Genomic DNA, 16,740 nt, shown 5'->3' with positions numbered 1-16,740 from the left:
TTGCCGCAGGGCTTTACTAGCGCTGCGGTTGTGGCATTATTGGTGAATATTTTTAGGTTGTGCCGTCCGCCGTTCCCGGTTGATATCTGACTGAACTCTTCGTCGAAGGCATTTCTCTCAATCGTTTGGGCGACGCAGCATTCGCAATGAGCGGCGCAACATGGATAGATCGTTTGTTATTGCGCAGATATCCGACCTGCATCTGGACGGGTCAGGCCGGCTGCTTGCGACGATCGAGGCCCTTGCCGGGGCGCTGCGCGAGCGGATGGCGGAGTTTTCGGATGTGCCCGACCGCATCCTGCTGATCACAGGCGATCTCGTGAACGACCCGACACCGCGTGCGCTCGACGAAGCGCTCGCGGTCATCGCGTCGTTCCGGCGGACCGGCCTGTTCACCGACATCCAGGCGGTTGCCGGCAATCACGACGCCAAGCCTCCCAGTCAGCGCGGCGGCCGGCACGACGCCTACGACTATCTGCACCTGCCGCGCACCTCGAAGAGCGTCTATTATCGCCAGGCCGGTCTCGATTTGGTGCTGCTCGACTCCAACAGGGCAAACCTGACGACGCTTGTCGGCGGCAACATCGATGAGCAGGCTTATCATGCGATAGTCGCGCAATCGGCCCGGCTGAGCGTCGAGCTCGCCGGCAGCATCGGCTCGGCCGGACGCGCCGATTATTCCGAGCCCGCGGAAAATCTGGTGCGTGTGCTGGCGTTGCATCACCATCCGCTGCCGCAGGCAACCGGCGAGGGCAAGCGGTTTCTCGGCGTTCCGGACGAACCGCTGATGTATCTCGCCGCGCCCGCAACCTTTCTCGAAGCGGCGACCTCGCTCAACGTCAGTCTGGTCCTGCACGGGCACCGGCATGTCGAGGGGCTCACCCGCTATTCGATTCCCGACCCGCGTGCGCCCCGGAGCGGCGGCGAGGATTTCTGGCGCACGATCTATGTGCTCTCCTGCCCGTCCTCCACCGGGCAGGGCGGCGACGACGCCGGCTTCAACATCATCCATTTTGGTGCGGCGTCCGACGCCGAGCGGCCCGAGCACCGCTTCGCAATCGCCCGATATTCGCGGCCGCGCGATGACGGCGCCTTCAGGCCGCTCGATTCGAATTTGCCGGATGGTGTCGTCAGGCTTGCTGTGGGACGAGATCTGTCCCGGGATCCTGCGGTCCAATCGGTGATCGAGATCGCCTCATGCGCATCGTTGAAGCGGGATCAGGTCCTGGCACTTGCGCGTCGACTGCTGTCGCGCCGCGCCTTCTACGATGACGGCGGGCAGAACTGGGTTGACATTCTCTACACCTATCTCGTCACCTCCCATGCGTGGGCGGATCTCTCTGGCAGGTTCGCGAAGTCGGTACAGAGGACCGACCTCGCGGCGCTGGCCGAAGTGAAGGGGCTGCTCCGTCAGTTGATCGGACAATCTGCCGACACGCTCGGCATCGATCGCGCCGCGCTCGACGAGCTCCGCGCCGACCGCCTGGTCAATCGTGACGACCTCTCGCGCCGGTGGCCGACGTTGCCGCGCGAGGCTGCCGACATCGAGGGGAGGACGCGCCAGCGGCTGCAATTGCTGCGGGACCTGAACGACCAGATGAAGCTGCTCGACCTCGATATGGGCCTTGGCAGTGAGATGCCGCCACGAGGCGGTGGTCTTCCGCGTTAACCGGCCATTAGGGTTAACACTCTATTGCTGGCGCGTTCGGCTCGATCAATCGGCTCGAGAGTCAAAGCGTCATGCGTCAACGGTTCCGTCCCGCCCGGCTTCTTGCCTCCGCCTCGCTGATCGCGCTGGCGGCAGCGAGCCTCGGCGGCTGCACGGCAATGTCAAAACTCTCCGATGTGACCGGCTCGATCGGCCCGAAGGCGGAAGCCGCCCCGGCCGATCCGGCGCGCGCCATCGAGACCTATAGCGAGCGCTACCGCGCCAACCCCAAGGATCCCGATGTGGCGCTGGCCTATGGCCAGGCCCTGCGTGCCAACGGCCAACGCGCCCAAGCCGCCGCGGTGCTCGAACAGGCGACCATCGCCAATCCCGGCAACAAGCAGCTGCTTGCCCAATACGGCCGCGCGCTCGCCGACAACGGCAATTTCCAGCAGGCCTTCGACGTGCTGTCCAAGGCGCATTCGCCCGACAATCCGGACTGGCGCCTGCTGTCGGTGCAGGGCACCGCGCTCGATCAGATGGGCCGTCACGACGAGGCGCGTGCTTATTATGCGAGCGCGCTGAAGATTGCGCCGGGCGATCCCGGTGTGCTCTCCAATCTCGGCCTGTCCTACATGTTGTCGAGAGACCTGCCCAAGGCGGAAGAGGCGCTGCGGCAGGCCTACGCTTCACCGCGTGCGAGCTCCAGGGTGCGGCAGAATCTCGGCCTGGTGGTCGGCCTCCAGGGCCGTTTCGCCGAGGCCGAGACCATCGTGAAGGCGGACCTGCCGCCGGACCAGGCCGCGGCCAACGTCGCGTATCTCAAGGAAATGCTGAACCGCAACGATGGCCCGCGCGGTGCGTCGAAGCGGACGCCGGTTGCTTCGCTCAGCCAGTCCGACTGATCAGACCCGATCTTCCGATCCTGAAATTGGCTGCGGACCGCGTGCGGTCCGCAATCTCCGGCGTCAGTGCAGCTCGGAGATCTTGATGCCGGTCGGTCCGAGAATGACGACGAACAGCACCGGCAGGAAGAACAGGATCATCGGCACCGTCAGCTTTGGCGGCAGCGCGGCGGCCTTCTTCTCGGCTTCGTTCATGCGCATGTCGCGGTTTTCCTGCGCCATGACGCGCAGGGATTGGCCGAGCGGGGTGCCGTAGCGTTCCGCCTGCTGGAGTGCCAGACACACCGATTTGACGCCCTCGAGCCCGGTGCGCTTCGCCAGGTTTTCGTACGCCACCTTGCGGTCCTGCAAATAGGACAACTCGGCCGTGGTCAGCGTGAACTCCTCCGACAGCGCGATCGACTGGCCGACGATTTCGGTCGCGACCTTGCGGAACGCCATTTCCACCGACATGCCGGATTCGATGCAGATCAGCAGCAGGTCGAGCGCATCGGGAAAGGCGCGCTTGATCGAGAGCTGGCGTTTAGAGATCGCGTTCTTGAGGAACAGCATCGGCGCCTGGAGGCCGGCATAGGCCGCGCCGACGCACATGCCGATCTTGATCGGGACCGACTTCTCCATATGCGCGATCAGGAACACGTAGACGACCGAGCCGACGAACAGCACGAGCGGAGCCACCATGCGGGCGAACAGGAATGTGATGTAAGGCGCCTGGCCGCGATAGCCCGCCATGATGAGCTTGTCGCGCGCCGCTTCCTGCGCCAGCCATTTGGTGAGGTTGAAGTCCTCGACGACCCTGGAGACGAGTTGCTTTGGCGTCTGGCGCAGCGAGACCTTCTCGCTCTTGTTGAGGCGTTCGCGCTCGCGCTGCCGGATCCGCTCGCGCTCGCTTGCCACCGCCTTCATGCGCTTGGAGAGGCCTTCACCGGCGAACAGCGGCATCACCAGCGTATACACGGTGGCGCTGGCGGCGATGGCCGCCAGCAGCATGGTCATGAAGTGAACGTCGTGCAGCTTTGTGACGAGTAAATCGACCATACGGCACCATCAGAAATCGAAGTTGATCATCTTCTTCATCACCATGATGCCAATCGACATCCAGACGACGCAGCCGACCAGCATGAGCTGGCCGGTGGGATGGGTCCACAGCAGCGAGATGTAGCCGGGCGTGGAGAGATAGACGAGGAGCATCACGATCGGCGGCAACGAGCCGATGATGCCGGCCGAGGCCTTGGCCTCCATCGACATCGCCTGGATCTTTTCCTTCATCTTCTTGCGGTCGCGCAGCACCTTGGAGAGGTTGCCCAGCGCTTCGGAGAGGTTGCCGCCCGACTTCTGCTGGATCGAGATGACGATGCCGAAGAAGTTGGCTTCCGGCAGCGGCATGCGGTCGTAGAGGCGCGAGCAGGCCTCGCCGAGCGGCATGCCGATCGCCTGCGTCTCGATGATGGCCAGGAACTCGCTGCGCAGCGGCTCCGGCGCGTCGGCCGCCACGACCTTGATGGATTCGAACAGCGGCAGGCCCGCCTTGATGCCGCGGACGATGACGTCGACGGCATCGGGCAGCGCCTTCAGGAACTGGTTTTCGCGGCGCTTCTTCAGGAAGCCCAGCGCCCAGCGCGGCAGGCCGAAGCCGCCGGCAAAGGCAAGACCGACTGCGCCGATCAGGCCGCCGCCACCGAACAGCGCGCCGAAGAAAAACACGCCCGCCACGACGGCGGATGCGATCCAGAATTTCTTCGGCGTCCAGTCGAGCCCCGCCTGCGACAGGCGGATGTGGAGCGGGACGCTCTTTTCCTGTGCCCGCCTCGCCTCGAGATCCTTGAGCGAAGTCTCGACTTGCTCGCGGCGCGAGCGCTGGCTCTTTTCAGCCTGCTTGGCCGCGGGCACGTCGGCGCGCCCGATCGAGGCCCGGCGGCTCTCGGCCTTCCGTTCGCCTGACAGCAGCGGATAGAGGAAGACCCAAGCGATGCCGCCGACCGCGGCGGTGGCGAGAAAGGCGAGGGCGAGGACTTGCATGTTCATGGCTGCGTTGACCCGCTCACGTCGTTGGCGCCGATTCCGCGGCGTCTAGGGCAGCGGCAAGGCGTTTCTCTTCGCCGTAATAGCGGGCGCGTTCCCAGAATTTCGGGCGGCCGATGCCGGTCGAGCGGTGCTTGCCGATGATCTTGCCGTTGGCGTCCTCGCCGACCAGGTCGTAGAGGAAGATGTCCTGCGTAATGATGGTATCGCCTTCCATGCCCATCACCTCGGTGATGTGGGTGATGCGGCGCGAACCGTCGCGCAGGCGCGCGGCCTGGACGATGACGTCGATCGAGGCGCAGATCATCTCGCGAATGGTGCGCGAGGGCAGGGAGAAGCCGCCCATCGTGATCATGGATTCGCAGCGTGACAGCGCTTCGCGCGGATTGTTGGCGTGCAGCGTTCCCATCGAGCCGTCATGGCCGGTGTTCATGGCCTGGAGGAGGTCGAAGGCCTCCGGGCCGCGGACTTCGCCGACGATGATGCGTTCGGGACGCATACGCAGACAGTTGCGCACCAGCTCGCGCATGGTGACCTGGCCTTCGCCCTCGATGTTGGGCGGCCGGGTTTCGAGCCGCACCACGTGAGGCTGCTGGAGCTGAAGTTCGGCGGCGTCTTCGCAAGTGATGACGCGCTCGTCGTGCTCGATGTAGTTGGTCAGACAGTTGAGCAGCGTGGTCTTGCCCGAGCCGGTACCGCCGGAGATCAGCACGTTGCAGCGGACACGTCCGATGATCTGGAGGATTTCCGCGCCTTCCGGCGAGATCGCGCCGAACTTGACCAGCTGATCCAGCGTCAGCTTGTCCTTTTTGAACTTACGAATGGTGAGCGCGGGGCCGTCGATCGCGAGTGGCGGCACGATGGCGTTGACGCGGGAGCCGTCGGCGAGGCGCGCGTCGCAGATCGGCGAGGATTCGTCGACGCGCCGTCCGACCTGGCTGACGATGCGTTGGCAGATATTGAGGAGTTGCTGGTTGTCGCGGAAGCGGATGCCGGTTTTCTGGATCTTGCCGCTGACTTCGATGAAGACCGTGCCGGCCCCGTTCACCATGATGTCGGCGATGTCGTCGCGCGCCAGAAGCGGCTCGAGCGGGCCATAGCCGAGCACGTCGTTGCAGATATCATCGAGCAGCTCTTCCTGCTCGGCGATCGACATCACGATGTTCTTGATCGCGATAATCTCGTTGACGATGTCGCGGATTTCCTCGCGCGCGGACTCGGAATCGAGCTTGGCGAGCTGAGCGAGGTCGATGGCCTCGATCAACGCGCCGAAGATGGTCGCCTTAACCTCGTAATAATTGTCCGAGCGGCGGCTCTCCATGGCCGGCGCAGGCCGGGAAGGGGCGAGCGGCGGGGAGGCGACGGCCGGCGGGGGCGGCGCGCGCGACACCGTCGGCGCCGGAGCCGAGGCAGGCTCTGGCGACACGGCGCCGGGCTTGGGAGCCCGAAGGTCGGTGTCTGTTCCGCTACGCTTACCGAACACTTAACAACTCCATGGGGCGCCTATTTTCGCCGCAACTTCTCAATCAGCGGTGAAAGCAAGGACGACTTTTGTTTCTTCGTCTCGCTGCGGCCGGTCAGGCGCTGGGCGATCTGGAGGAACATCTCGATCGACTTGTGGTTGGCGGAGATCTCCGCGATCATCTGGCCGTTGTTGGCGGCCGCCCCGAAGATCTGAGGCTCGAACGGGATCGAGACGACCGGCTGGCTCTCGATCGCCTTGGCGAATTCGCCCGCCGCGATCTCCGGCCGCTTGGGAATGCCGACCTGGTTCAGGCAGTATAGCGGCGGGCGGTCGTTGGGACGCGCGGCCTTCAGCAGATCGAACAGGTTTTTGGCGTTGCGCAGGTTGGCGAGGTCCGGCGCCGCCACGATCAGGATGTCGTCGGCGCCGATTAAAGCGCGCTTGGTCCAGCCCGACCATTGATGCGGGATGTCGAGCACGATGCAGGGCATGGTCGCGCGCAGCGTGTCGAACACCGCGTCGAAGGCGTCGGTGCCGAAATCATAGACCCGGTCGAGCGTCGCCGGCGCCGCCAGCAGGCTGAGGTGGTCGGTGCATTTCGACAGCAGGCGGTCGATGAAGGCCGTGTCGACGCGATCGGGCGAGAACACGGCATCCGCGATGCCCTGCGGCGGGTCCTGGTTGTAGTCGAGCCCGGCGGTGCCGAAGGCGAGGTCGAGATCGGCCACCACGGCGTCCATCGCGAGATCCCGCGCGATTGCCCAGGCGACGTTGTGGGAGATGGTGGAGGCGCCGACGCCGCCCTTGGCGCCGACCACGGCAATGATGCGGCCGACCGCCTTGGCTTCCGGCGCGGAGAACAAGTTGCAGATCGAGCGGACGACGTCGATCGCACTAACCGGCGCGAGCACGTAGTCGCTGACTCCGCGGCGCACCAGCTCGCGATAGAGCATGACGTCGTTGATGCGGCCGATCACGACCACCCGGGTACCGGCGTCGCAGACGGTGGCAAGCTGGTCGAGCCCGGCCAGCAAATCGTTGCGGGCGTCGCTCTCGAGCACGATCACGTTCGGCGTTGGTGCGGAGCGATAGGCTTCGATCGCAGCCGCCATGCCGCCCATCTGTATCTTCAGATGGGCCTTGCCGAGACGGCGATCCTCGCCCGCCGATTGCACGGCTGCAGCAGTTTCCACGGTTTCGCAGAAGGCCTGGACCGAGACGCGCGGCGCGGGCGCAATATGCTCCTCGAACGGCGCAGGGGTCTCCGGCTGCTCTTCTTGAGTCTGGCGCGCGTAGTTGATCATTTGCCGGTGTCGCTGAGTTTGGCCTTATCAGCCTCGGGATAGGCAACCGCCGTCGGAGTTCCCTTGCGATACTTCTCGAAGGCGGCAGTGCGGCGCGGGGTGTAGGCCGGAGTTTCGGACCGCGGCTGCTCGAGGTCCGATGGATTGTCGACCATGGCCGCAATGTTGCGCTGATAGGCGCAGCCGTAATTGTAGTAGTCCTTGTTCTCGAACCAGCTCTTGTTCTTCATCGAGGGGCCGAGATCCTCCGGCCACAGGCCGCAGGGGCCCGCGACCGCGGCGATCTTGGAATAGGTCAGCCGGATGGGCGGCAGGAAGCGCTTGTCTTCCGGCTGGTAGGGACGGGCGATGATGCCGCGCGGGGGAACGCCCGCCGCTGCCAGCATCGCCTGAATCTCGCGCATCGATTCCGCCACCGGGCGCGCATTCGGCGTTCCGGACGGCACATCGATGTGGATGGCACCGGTGCCCTCGTGCATCCAGGTCGAGGCCAGGCCCATCACGTCGGCGCGCTGGGCTGCGGTCAGGCCGCCGCGGGCGTGACCGACGAACACGACGATCGAACGGTTCTGTTCCTCGATCGCGATCGGATGACGCTGCTTGTAATCGTCGGGAATGGAAGCGGTGGCGACCTCGTCGTGCTGGCAGCCGCCGAGCGCGAGCGCGATACCGACAAGCACGCCACCGAGGCCGGCGGCGCGGTAGCGGGTCTGGGGTCGTGTTGTGATCATACTATGTCCCCGTTCCGCCATCAGTCCGTGATGAAGCCGTAGGTGCCGCGGTAGTTCTTTGCCGGCTCGGTCCGGCCCGGCACGCCATAGATGCGATTGATGTTGCCGATCAGTTCAGCCTGCGGATCCGCGGGCGCCGCGAAGCCGTCATCCGGCCGCGACAGGTCCTTTGGCGCCGCCGCGCGGACGACATAGGGCGTCACGATCACGACCAGCTCGGTCGTGTTGTTGACGAAGTCGCGGCTGCGGAACAGGGTGCCGAGGATCGGGAGCTGCATCAGCCCCGGCAATCCGCTGATCGCCTGCTTGGTCTGCTGCTGGATCAGGCCGGCCATCGCCATCGCGCCGCCGGAGGGAATTTCCAGCGAGGTCTCGGCACGGCGGGTCTTGATCGACGGCACCGTCAGCGAGTTGACCGAAGTCGAGGTCACGGCCTGCGACAGCGTGATCGCATTTTCATTCGACAGTTCCGAGACCTCGGTCATCACGTGCAGGCTGATCTTGCCCTCGGTCAGCACAATGGGGGTGAAGTTGAGCGAGATGCCGAACTTCTTGAAGCTGATCTGGGTGGTGCAGACATGCGTGGTGGGGTCGCAGGCATAACCAGCCGGCACCGGGAATTCGCCGCCGGCGATGAAGGTCGCCGATTCACCCGAGATAGCGGTCAGGTTCGGCTCGGCCAGCGTCCGGATCACGCCTGCGGTTTCCATCGCGCGCAGGGTTGCCTGCACCGACGGTGTCGCGCCGAACTTGGTGGTCAGAGCGTTGCCGTCTACGAGATTCTTGCCAAGCGCCGTGAACGGGTTGGAGTTGCTGAAGCTCACCACCGAGGTGCCGTAGTTCAGGTTCGCCGTGAGGTCGATGCCGAGTTGCTTGATGACGGTGCGCGCGACTTCCGCGACGGTCACCTTCAGCATCACCTGGTCGCGGCCGCGGACCACGATCGAATTCACCACCTTCTCGGGGCCGCCGGCAAGGCGTGCGGCGAGATCGTTGGCCTGCTGCGCTTCGAGTGGGTTGGCCGCAGTCCCGGTCAGGACGACGCCGTCGCCGAGACCGTCGATCTGGATGTCGGAATTGGGCAGGATCTGCTTCAGCGCCGCACGCACGCCGTTGAGGTCGCGCTTGACCGCGATGTCATAGGCGGCGATCTGCTGGCCGGCGGAATCGAAGAACACGATGTTGGTCTGGCCGACCGAGGCGCCGATGATGTAGGCGCGCTGGGACGAGCGGACCACCGCGTTGGCGATCTTGGGATCGGCAACCAGCACATCCTTGATGTCTCGCGGCAGGTCGATCACGATCGACTTGCCGATGCCGAGCGAGAGGAAGCGCGCATTCATCTGGCCGTCGGCTGCAACCGGCGCCACGGGACGGTAATCTGCGGCGATCACGGGCGTCAGCGCGGGGTTGAGCGTCAGCGCGAGAGCGGCCGAGAACGACAGGGCGCGAACCATCGAGGTCCGCATCGTCGCCAGATCTGCCCTGCATCTCATATCGACTGTCCTCATCGTGCCTTCGCCGCCTGGCTTGGAATGCCGTAGCGGATGATCGAAACGCCATCGCGCTTCTGCGCGGATTCATCGAGCGTGATCTCGCTCATCTTGACGTCGGCAATGCTGCGCAGCGCCAGCGACAGCGTTCCAGCCTGGCGGGACGAGGAAAGCTGCTGGGTTTGTGCGGAATTGAGTTCCAGCGTCACGGTCTTGCCGACCACCGCGTTCTGGCCGTCCTTCTCCTTCGGCGCCTGGTCGATGGCGAGCACGCGGACATTGACCAGAATGACCTCGGACGTGACGACATCCTGGGCGCCGGAGCTCTGGTCCGGGTTCTTGAGGCGGCGCGTCAGCAGCACATCGACGCGATCGTTCGGCAGGATGAAGCCGCCCGCGCCGGTCTCCGGCGAGATTTCGGTGGAGATGGCGCGCATGCCGCTCGGCAGGATCGCAGCCATGAAGCCGGACCCATCGGCCTTGACCAGCTTCTGGTCGCGGATCGGCTCACCCTGGATGAAGGGGGCGCGCGCAATCGAGCCGGTGACCTGGGTCGCGCCGTCGGGGCGCTCGCTGCGGCGGATGAAGGCGGCGCTGGCTGTCGCGGTCGGCCAGGTCTGCCACTGCACGTCGTCTGGCTTCACGGTCTGCCCGAGGCCGATGTCGTTCTTGGCGACCAGGACGTCGGTGGTGGGAAGCTGCGCGACCGGAGCCGCTGGAGGCGGCGCAGAGTCCGAGCCGCTCGCCAGATACGCGGCGATGCCGCCGGCGCAGATGGCGACCGTCAGGACGACTATGCGTGCCCTATTCATACGCTTCACTTTCCACAGTACGCCGCGACGCTGCCGCCGCCGTAATCGGCAGTTGACCAGCTATTCGTCAAAGCATGGTTAATGAGGCGTATCTAAATCGCCTTAACGCCGGGTGTATCCTGGGCGTTCAGCGCAGTGCGAGGTGAGCGAGGTCGATCGCTTTCACCCATTCGGTCTCGGGGTAGACCATCAGTGCGCCAAGTGCGAGCGCGATGCCGTAGGGAATGCCGGTCTGCTTGTCGTGGAGCCGCGCCAGCCAGGCCTGGCCGGCAAGCCCGTAAGGCAACGGCCATTGCCGGAGCTGGAGCAGGAGCAGGGTCAGCGCGCCGCCGAACAGCGAGGCGTAGAGCAGGAAGTCCATCAATTGGGCGAAGCCGAACCAGAGCGCCACGGTAGCTGCGACCTTGGCGTCGCCGCCGCCCATCCAGCCCATCGCAAAGCAAGTGAACGCCGCGACGAGGAGCAGCGCGCCGGCGCCGATATGGCTCAGCATCTCGTAAGGTGCCATGCCACCGGCAAAGGCGAGCACGAAGAAGCCTGCCACCAGCGCCAGCGAGACGCGGTTCGAGATTGTCATGGTGAAGAGATCGCTGGCGGCTGCGAACGCCATCAAGGCCGGGAAGAGCATAAGGCGCGCAAGGTCGAGGATCATGGGCTGCGTCTTGAGGCCTGGGTCCGTCGCCCGGATCGGGGCGTCGGCGCATGCTAGGGGGCAGTGCTAAACAAACCGACAACGATCGCAGCAGCTTCGGGGCCGGTCATCCGGCGCCAAAAGGCTCACCACATGCTGGCGATGCGCATCGCGAGCGTGACCATGGCGAGCAGCAGCGCAAGGCAGACCCAATAGGCCGAGGCGTCGCCTCGCGCCGTGTCCGCCTCGTTCGCCGCAACCGCGGCATCGGTTCTGTGCTTACGCAACGCCACTGGAACTCGCACTGTCCGAAAAACAAAGGCCCCGGAGGTCCGGGGCTTTTGCCATCGTCTGCCGGTCGGCTTACTTCAGCGAGGAGCTGATCGAGCCGAACTTGGCGTTCAGCGTGGTGCCGAGGTTGTTGACGACGGTGATGATGGCCAGCGCGATGCCGGCGGCGATCAGACCGTATTCGATGGCGGTGGCGCCGGATTCATCCTTCGCGAAACGCGCAATCAGGTTCTTCATGAACTAAACTCCATCTGGTGAGGTCGCCTCGATCGGCGCTGTCTTGACGCGACGAGAATGTGAGCCGAGCTCTTTCGGTAGAGTTAATTCGATCGGTCAAACCCGTGCCTCACGCGGTGCTTTTGGCCAGAGTGAATTTCGCCTTAAGGCGGCGGTTGCAATTCGTTCCGGTTCCGAACGCGCCATCAACTTCATTCTCCCTTAAATTTCGCGGAGTAGGCCTAAGAGAGGTCAGCGGACTGGAGCAGAAGCGATGATGTCGAGCCTACCCATGCAAGTCGCCCTGATGCTCGGCGAGACCATCGAGAAGGTGATCCCGGTCACTCTCATGCTCGCGGTGGTTTTCACCGTGCTTGAATATTTCTGGGCCTGCAATGCGGGTCCGTCGTGGTGGCGCAAGCGCGAGATCGTGACGGACATCTGCTACTGGTTCTTCGTTCCGGTGTTCGCCCGCACCATGCGGATCGGACTCCTGATCGTCACCGCCGGCGTCGTCTTCAACATCCACGACGCCGACGAGCTGATCGCCTTCTACGACAACGGCCACGGCCCGCTGTCGCAGTTGCCGCTCTGGGTGCAGGGCGTGCTGTTCCTGGTCCTGGCCGACTTCATGCTGTACTGGCTGCACCGGCTGTTTCACGGCGGCGGGTTCTGGAAATATCATGCGATCCATCACTCCTCCGAGGAGATCAGCTGGATCTCGGCGGCCCGCTTCCACCCGGTCAATCTGATGCTCGGCACCATCGGCGTCGACGTCGTGCTGCTGATGGCCGGCATTTCGCCGAACGTGATGATCTGGGTCGGCCCGTTCACGACCTTCCATTCGGCCTTCGTGCACGCCAATCTGAACTGGAGCTTCGGGCCATTCAGATATGCGCTGGCGACGCCGGTGTTCCACCGCTGGCACCACACCTCGCTCGAGGAGGGCGGCGACACCAATTTTGCGGGCACCTTCCCGATCTGGGACGTGCTGTTCGGGACCTTCCGCATGCCGAAGGGCGAGCTGCCGCAGGATTACGGCAAGGATGAAGCAACGATGCCGAAGGAAATCGGCGGCCAGCTTGCTTATCCGTTCCGCCAATAGGATTGCGTCCGGCGCCGGGGCGACAGAAACGCCAGTCCATTCAAACAATACCTGCCGAGTTTGCGGAACGTTCACGAATTACAGGCAGGTTAACCGGGTCGGGCGCCGGCTCCGCTTTTTGATCGATTCTGCCGGTTTGTGACGTCCCGGGGTAAGAGTATGCGTAAAGAGTTCCTACGCCGTCATGCGCGCATCTGTCTTCTGGCTGCGGCTGCCGTGCTGGCTTCGCCGGCCGTTGGCCTTGCCGAGCCCACCGCCGATACCATCGCGGTCAATGTCGACCAGGCCAAGCTCGTGCGGCTGCCCGGCAGGGTGGCAACGATCGTGGTCGGGAATCCCCTGATCGCCGACGTGACGCTGCAGCCCGGCGGGATGATCGTCGTGACCGGTAAGGGTTACGGCGCCACCAACTTTATCGCGCTCGACCGCGGCGGCGAGATTCTGGTCGATCGGCAGATCCAGGTCGAAGGCCCGAGCGACCGGCTCGTGACTGTCTATCGCGGGATCGAGCGGGAGTCCTATAGCTGCCTGCCGATCTGCCAGCGCCGCGTCACGCTCGGCGACAGCGACAATTACTTCAGCACCACGATGAATCAGGCCGGGACGCTGAGCAGCAGTGCCAGCGGCAACGGCGCCGCGGCTGCCAAGACGAACTAGCGAGATCAGCCGAGGGGCCCGACGGGCGGTCCCGGGGCAGAGATCGCTGCCGAATTTCACGCGATGCCATCGCCTGCACCTTCGAGGTTCACGCTCCGGACTGCGCTGCGCCGGTTTCGCGGCAATCGCTGCGGCTCCGCCGCGGTCGAGTTCGCGCTGGTCGCGCCGATGTTCTTCGCACTGTTGTTCGCGATCATCGAGACGGCGCTGATGTTCTTCGCGAGCCGGGTGCTCGAGACCATCACGCAGGACTCCGCCCGCGTGGTCCTCACGGGCCAGGCGCAGTCCGGCTCGGTGGCGAGCTATGCGGTCAACAGTGTGAGCACACCGTGCACCCAGGCTACATTCAAGAGCTACGTCTGTAAGCAGATTCCGGCGTTGTTCGACTGCAACAGTCTCAGCGTCGACGTCCAGAGTTATTCGGACTTCTCGTCGGTCACGCTCGGCAACTACACTGCCTGCAACTTCGATCCCACCACGACCGGATACAACCCCATCTCCAGAACACGTTCACGGCGAGCATGTCGATCATCACGCCGTACGACAACACGCTCGTGAACGGCACGATTGCTCAGGTCTATATCGACGCAAACAGCATCGCCAAGATTCAATGGAGCAAGTCCGCCGTCATTGCGACCGGTGCGACGCAGGCCAGTCTGACAGCTCCGCCGCCGACACTGGCGGCCAATACCACGGTCACATCGATGATTCCGTCGACGCTCCTGATTCCGTCGACCTATCTCATCTTCAGCCAGGTGAGCTACATCTACACGGCTCCCGTCAAATACGTCCTGAAGTCGGGCGTCACGCTGAGCGATGTCTCCTATACGCGGCCGCGGCAAGTCACCTGCGTTGCCTATGGTGGCGTTCCGACGTCGTGCTGAGCCGGATGGCCGGCGAGATCGTCGATAGCGCATAAAAAAGGCCGTGCATCCCGCACGGCCTTTTTCGCTATTCGGTGCGCTTGCGCTGGAGATCAGCCTGCGTCGCGGAGGTTGTCGGCAGCCGACTTGCCGGACCGGCGATCGGCGACGATCTCGTAGGAGATCTTCTGGCCTTCGCGCAACGAGCCGAGGCCGGCGCGCTCGACGGCGCTGATGTGGACAAACACGTCCTGTCCGCCTTCGTCGGGCTGAATGAAGCCGAAGCCCTTGGTTGCGTTAAACCACTTCACGGTTCCCATGCTCACGGGGGTAGTTCCTTCTCAGATACACAATGTAAGAGCCCGCTTGCGCAGGCAGGTTAGATCGAATTTCTGGAAGGGTCGTCAGCGTGTCTGAACCGGCTGTACCGGTGGATGCCAATGTCGTCCGGCCGAAAATCGATTAACGGATTTTATTGGAAATAAGGCGCCAAAACAATCCTGACGCGCACGATTTTTTGATCCGCCGCAATGTGAGCGGCGGACCAGCATACAGGTCAGAATTTTACTTCCGCACTGGCGTGCCTGAAGCGGATCAGCGGCGGCGGAACTGGCCACCGCGCTGTCCGGGACGCGGAGGTCCACCCGCCCCACTGGGACGTTCGTCCTTGTGACGGAAAATCAGCCGGCCCTTTTCGAGGTCATAGGGCGACATCTCCACCGTCACGCGGTCTCCCGCCAGCGTCTTGATGCGGTTCTTCTTCATCTTGCCGGCGGTGTAGGCAACGATCTCGTGCCCGGCATCGAGCTGCACGCGATAGCGCGCGTCGGGGAGGATTTCGGTGACCAGTCCTTCGAACTGGATCAGCTCTTCCTTAGCCATGAATTTCTCCAGGTCGTGGACGGCTAGTGCGAATAGGGTTTGCGGGTCGGTTGGCCCATCGGCCGACTGTCGCGGCGCAAAAAGGCCACGCCTTGTATCCCATCGGGCTTGCCGGCGCTATGCGAAGAACGCTGCTCCGGTCGGTCGTTTGACGAAGAATGCGGCTTGCCACCGGCCGGGCGACGGCGAGCACCCTTCGAGACCTTCTGGCCGCCACCAGGCCGTCCGTCAACATGCCTGCTATCACCATGCCGACCTTCGCCGGGCCTTCCGTCGCCCTGCTTGCCGGCGTTATGCCGTCCTTCAGGACGCCTCTCATCAGCGCGGCGTCCGTCACCTTGCCTTGCGCCTTGCGGGCGCTGGCCCGGGCGGCCCGGCCGGCCCTGCCGTTGCTGTGAAGGAGGCGGGCCTGCATCGTTGCGGCCGGCGTCCGTGCGGTTATCTTCCCGCGGCAGCGCCACCTTGATCAGCCGCTCGATGTCGCGGAGATAGCCGAGCTCCTCGCCGCCGGCGACCAGCGAGATCGCGGTGCCCTCGGCGCCCGCGCGCGCGGTGCGGCCGATGCGGTGGACATAGGTCTCCGGTACATTCGGGATGTCGAAATTGATGACGTGAGTGATGCCGTCGACATCGATGCCGCGGGCGGCAATGTCGGTGGCGACCAGGGTGCGGATTTCGCCCGAGCGGAACTGCGCCAGCGTCCGCTCGCGATGGTTCTGCGACTTGTTGCCGTGGATGGCGCTGGCGGCAATGCCGGCCCTCTCGAGCGTCTTCACAACCTTGTCGGCGCCGTGCTTGGTACGGGTGAAAACCAGCGCGCGGTTGACCGGCTCATTCTTCAGGAGCTTGGTCAGGACGGCGGGCTTGGCCGAAAAGTCGACCTGGATGATGCGCTGGTTGATCCGCTCCGCCGTCGAAGACACCGGGGTGACGGCAACGCGGGCGGGGTCCCGCAGCATCGCGTCGGCGAGCTCGGCGATGTCCTTCGGCATGGTGGCCGAGAAGAACAGCGTCTGCCGCTTGATCGGCAGCTTCGCGACGATCTTGCGGATGTCGTTGATGAAGCCCATGTCGAGCATGCGGTCGGCCTCGTCGAGCACGAGGAATTCGACGCTGCCAAGCTTCAGCCCGTTGCTCTGCACGAGGTCGAGCAGGCGGCCGGGGGTGGCGACCAGAACCTCGACGCCCTGCATCAAGGAGCGGACCTGACGGCCCATCGGCACGCCGCCGATGGCGAGCGTCGAGGACAGGCGGATGTGGCGGCCATAGGCGTTGAAGCTATCGAGGATCTGTCCCGAAAGCTCGCGGGTGGGCGACAGCACCAGCACGCGCGCCGTCTTGGGCTGCGGCTTGATGCGGTTCTCGAGCAGGCGGTGCAGGATCGGCAGCGCAAAAGCGGCGGTCTTGCCGGTGCCGGTCTGGGCGATGCCGACGACGTCGCGGCCGGTCAGCGCCGTGGGGATGGTCTGGGCCTGGATGGGGGTGGGGGTGACGTAATTCTCTTCGGCGAGCGCACGTGCGATGGGTTCGGCGAGGCCGAAGTCCTGAAAGGAAGTCAAAAGAGGGGCTCTTTTCATGTCAAAAGCGGGCGCCCGGCCTAATCAGCGGGGCACGCGCAAAGGGGTGTCGAGAAGACACCTGCGTGTTTGGGGTGTCGGATGGCTTGGGAGATATGGGGCAAGCCAGACGCCCGTAGAGGGCTTAAGAACACGCGG

The 16,740-nt window shown here is 64.3% G+C and carries 19 protein-coding genes; 6 read left to right on the top strand and 13 right to left on the bottom strand.

The genetic code is table 11. The features are described from left to right. Nucleotides 1-160 precede the first annotated feature (160 nt). Together ABIC09_RS20235 and ABIC09_RS20230 are read left to right on the top strand one after the other, a co-directional pair. The gene (locus ABIC09_RS20235; protein WP_354110323.1) at nt 161-1,669 is read left to right on the top strand and encodes a metallophosphoesterase family protein; all 1,509 of its coding nucleotides are present in this window, start codon (nt 161-163) and stop codon (nt 1,667-1,669) included. Between the two features lie 71 nt (nt 1,670-1,740). Then, entirely contained in the window at nt 1,741-2,553 is an 813-nt protein-coding gene (locus ABIC09_RS20230; RefSeq protein WP_354110322.1) for a tetratricopeptide repeat protein, read from the top strand. A 63-nt stretch (nt 2,554-2,616) separates the two neighbouring features. On the opposite strand, the gene ABIC09_RS20225 is transcribed toward ABIC09_RS20230, so the two are convergent. The 10 genes from ABIC09_RS20225 to ABIC09_RS20180 form a co-directional block, all read right to left on the bottom strand. Next, nucleotides 2,617-3,591, bottom strand: coding sequence for a type II secretion system F family protein (locus ABIC09_RS20225; protein ID WP_148755286.1), 975 nt, complete (start codon nt 3,589-3,591; stop codon nt 2,617-2,619). A gap of 9 nt (nt 3,592-3,600) precedes the next feature. Next, nucleotides 3,601-4,578, bottom strand: a complete 978-nt coding sequence (locus ABIC09_RS20220; protein WP_148755285.1) for a type II secretion system F family protein — start codon at nt 4,576-4,578, stop codon at nt 3,601-3,603. 16 nt (nt 4,579-4,594) lie between these two features. Beyond that, the gene (locus ABIC09_RS20215) at nt 4,595-6,058 is read right to left on the bottom strand and encodes a TadA family conjugal transfer-associated ATPase (RefSeq protein ID WP_148755284.1); all 1,464 of its coding nucleotides are present in this window, start codon (nt 6,056-6,058) and stop codon (nt 4,595-4,597) included. Between the two features lie 20 nt (nt 6,059-6,078). Then, entirely contained in the window at nt 6,079-7,344 is a 1,266-nt protein-coding gene (locus ABIC09_RS20210; protein ID WP_148755283.1) for a CpaE/TadZ family protein, read from the bottom strand. Beyond that, entirely contained in the window at nt 7,341-8,075 is a 735-nt protein-coding gene (locus tag ABIC09_RS20205; RefSeq protein WP_354110321.1) for a CpaD family pilus assembly protein, read from the bottom strand. Before ABIC09_RS20205 ends, ABIC09_RS20210 begins: the two co-directional genes overlap by 4 nt. 20 nt (nt 8,076-8,095) lie before the next feature. Next, nucleotides 8,096-9,571, bottom strand: a complete 1,476-nt coding sequence (locus ABIC09_RS20200; protein WP_187435326.1) for a type II and III secretion system protein family protein — start codon at nt 9,569-9,571, stop codon at nt 8,096-8,098. Nucleotides 9,572-9,582: 11 nt separating this feature from the next. Continuing rightward, a complete protein-coding gene (gene cpaB, locus ABIC09_RS20195) occupies nt 9,583-10,380 on the bottom strand; it encodes a Flp pilus assembly protein CpaB (protein ID WP_187435325.1) in 798 nt (265 codons plus the stop codon). Between the two features lie 127 nt (nt 10,381-10,507). Continuing rightward, the gene (locus tag ABIC09_RS20190; protein ID WP_148755279.1) at nt 10,508-11,032 is read right to left on the bottom strand and encodes an A24 family peptidase; all 525 of its coding nucleotides are present in this window, start codon (nt 11,030-11,032) and stop codon (nt 10,508-10,510) included. 125 nt (nt 11,033-11,157) lie between these two features. Beyond that, complete coding sequence (locus tag ABIC09_RS20185) at nt 11,158-11,298, bottom strand: hypothetical protein (protein ID WP_354032564.1); 141 nt, start codon at nt 11,296-11,298, stop codon at nt 11,158-11,160. 76 nt (nt 11,299-11,374) lie between these two features. After that, nucleotides 11,375-11,539: a Flp family type IVb pilin gene (locus ABIC09_RS20180; protein ID WP_008131913.1), complete on the bottom strand. Its 165-nt coding sequence runs from the start codon at nt 11,537-11,539 to the stop codon at nt 11,375-11,377. Between the two features lie 256 nt (nt 11,540-11,795). Here ABIC09_RS20180 and ABIC09_RS20175 point away from each other — a divergent pair, with 256 nt between their 5' ends. From ABIC09_RS20175 to ABIC09_RS20160, 4 genes are all read left to right on the top strand, one after another. Beyond that, nucleotides 11,796-12,623, top strand: a complete 828-nt coding sequence (locus ABIC09_RS20175; RefSeq protein WP_148755347.1) for a sterol desaturase family protein — start codon at nt 11,796-11,798, stop codon at nt 12,621-12,623. 159 nt (nt 12,624-12,782) lie between these two features. Next, the gene (locus ABIC09_RS20170) at nt 12,783-13,280 is read left to right on the top strand and encodes a pilus assembly protein N-terminal domain-containing protein (RefSeq protein ID WP_148755278.1); all 498 of its coding nucleotides are present in this window, start codon (nt 12,783-12,785) and stop codon (nt 13,278-13,280) included. A 63-nt stretch (nt 13,281-13,343) separates the two neighbouring features. Beyond that, nucleotides 13,344-13,838: a TadE/TadG family type IV pilus assembly protein gene (locus ABIC09_RS20165; protein ID WP_354110320.1), complete on the top strand. Its 495-nt coding sequence runs from the start codon at nt 13,344-13,346 to the stop codon at nt 13,836-13,838. Further along, entirely contained in the window at nt 13,802-14,164 is a 363-nt protein-coding gene (locus ABIC09_RS20160) for a hypothetical protein (RefSeq protein ID WP_246230331.1), read from the top strand. The genes ABIC09_RS20165 and ABIC09_RS20160 overlap by 37 nt, the downstream gene beginning before the upstream one ends. Before the next feature lie 92 nt (nt 14,165-14,256). Here the strand turns inward: ABIC09_RS20160 and ABIC09_RS20155 are convergent, their stop codons facing one another. The 3 genes from ABIC09_RS20155 to ABIC09_RS20145 form a co-directional block, all read right to left on the bottom strand. Further along, nucleotides 14,257-14,469, bottom strand: a complete 213-nt coding sequence (locus ABIC09_RS20155; RefSeq protein WP_148755276.1) for a cold-shock protein — start codon at nt 14,467-14,469, stop codon at nt 14,257-14,259. A gap of 268 nt (nt 14,470-14,737) precedes the next feature. Continuing rightward, the gene (gene infA / locus ABIC09_RS20150) at nt 14,738-15,025 is read right to left on the bottom strand and encodes a translation initiation factor IF-1 (RefSeq protein WP_148755275.1); all 288 of its coding nucleotides are present in this window, start codon (nt 15,023-15,025) and stop codon (nt 14,738-14,740) included. Nucleotides 15,026-15,048: 23 nt separating this feature from the next. Continuing rightward, nucleotides 15,049-16,602 carry a DEAD/DEAH box helicase gene (locus tag ABIC09_RS20145; RefSeq protein WP_148755274.1) on the bottom strand — a complete coding sequence of 518 codons (1,554 nt, stop codon included), beginning with the start codon at nt 16,600-16,602 and terminating at the stop codon, nt 15,049-15,051. Nucleotides 16,603-16,740: the final 138 nt, after the last annotated feature.

The organism is Bradyrhizobium sp. S3.12.5 (assembly GCF_040548225.1).
Lineage (GTDB): Bacteria > Pseudomonadota > Alphaproteobacteria > Rhizobiales > Xanthobacteraceae > Bradyrhizobium > Bradyrhizobium cytisi.
Note: the sequence above shows the minus strand (reverse complement) of the source record. Positions and strands in the feature narration are given on the sequence as shown.

What these genes read in the sequence shown, in the direction of transcription:
- ABIC09_RS20180 (WP_008131913.1), bottom strand. Translation starts at nt 11,539, where the DNA reads ATGAAGAACCTGATTGCGCGTTTCGCGAAGGATGAATCCGGCGCCACC.
- ABIC09_RS20160 (WP_246230331.1), top strand. Translation starts at nt 13,802, where the DNA reads ATGTCGATCATCACGCCGTACGACAACACGCTCGTGAACGGCACGATT.
- ABIC09_RS20225 (WP_148755286.1), bottom strand. Translation starts at nt 3,591, where the DNA reads ATGGTCGATTTACTCGTCACAAAGCTGCACGACGTTCACTTCATGACC.
- ABIC09_RS20230 (WP_354110322.1), top strand. Translation starts at nt 1,741, where the DNA reads ATGCGTCAACGGTTCCGTCCCGCCCGGCTTCTTGCCTCCGCCTCGCTG.
- ABIC09_RS20205 (WP_354110321.1), bottom strand. Translation starts at nt 8,075, where the DNA reads ATGATCACAACACGACCCCAGACCCGCTACCGCGCCGCCGGCCTCGGT.
- ABIC09_RS20175 (WP_148755347.1), top strand. Translation starts at nt 11,796, where the DNA reads ATGTCGAGCCTACCCATGCAAGTCGCCCTGATGCTCGGCGAGACCATC.
- ABIC09_RS20220 (WP_148755285.1), bottom strand. Translation starts at nt 4,578, where the DNA reads ATGAACATGCAAGTCCTCGCCCTCGCCTTTCTCGCCACCGCCGCGGTC.
- ABIC09_RS20210 (WP_148755283.1), bottom strand. Translation starts at nt 7,344, where the DNA reads ATGATCAACTACGCGCGCCAGACTCAAGAAGAGCAGCCGGAGACCCCT.
- ABIC09_RS20200 (WP_187435326.1), bottom strand. Translation starts at nt 9,571, where the DNA reads ATGAGATGCAGGGCAGATCTGGCGACGATGCGGACCTCGATGGTTCGC.
- ABIC09_RS20190 (WP_148755279.1), bottom strand. Translation starts at nt 11,032, where the DNA reads ATGATCCTCGACCTTGCGCGCCTTATGCTCTTCCCGGCCTTGATGGCG.
- cpaB (WP_187435325.1), bottom strand. Translation starts at nt 10,380, where the DNA reads ATGAATAGGGCACGCATAGTCGTCCTGACGGTCGCCATCTGCGCCGGC.
- ABIC09_RS20165 (WP_354110320.1), top strand. Translation starts at nt 13,344, where the DNA reads ATGCCATCGCCTGCACCTTCGAGGTTCACGCTCCGGACTGCGCTGCGC.
- ABIC09_RS20145 (WP_148755274.1), bottom strand. Translation starts at nt 16,602, where the DNA reads ATGAAAAGAGCCCCTCTTTTGACTTCCTTTCAGGACTTCGGCCTCGCC.
- infA (WP_148755275.1), bottom strand. Translation starts at nt 15,025, where the DNA reads ATGGCTAAGGAAGAGCTGATCCAGTTCGAAGGACTGGTCACCGAAATC.
- ABIC09_RS20235 (WP_354110323.1), top strand. Translation starts at nt 161, where the DNA reads ATGGATAGATCGTTTGTTATTGCGCAGATATCCGACCTGCATCTGGAC.
- ABIC09_RS20170 (WP_148755278.1), top strand. Translation starts at nt 12,783, where the DNA reads ATGCGTAAAGAGTTCCTACGCCGTCATGCGCGCATCTGTCTTCTGGCT.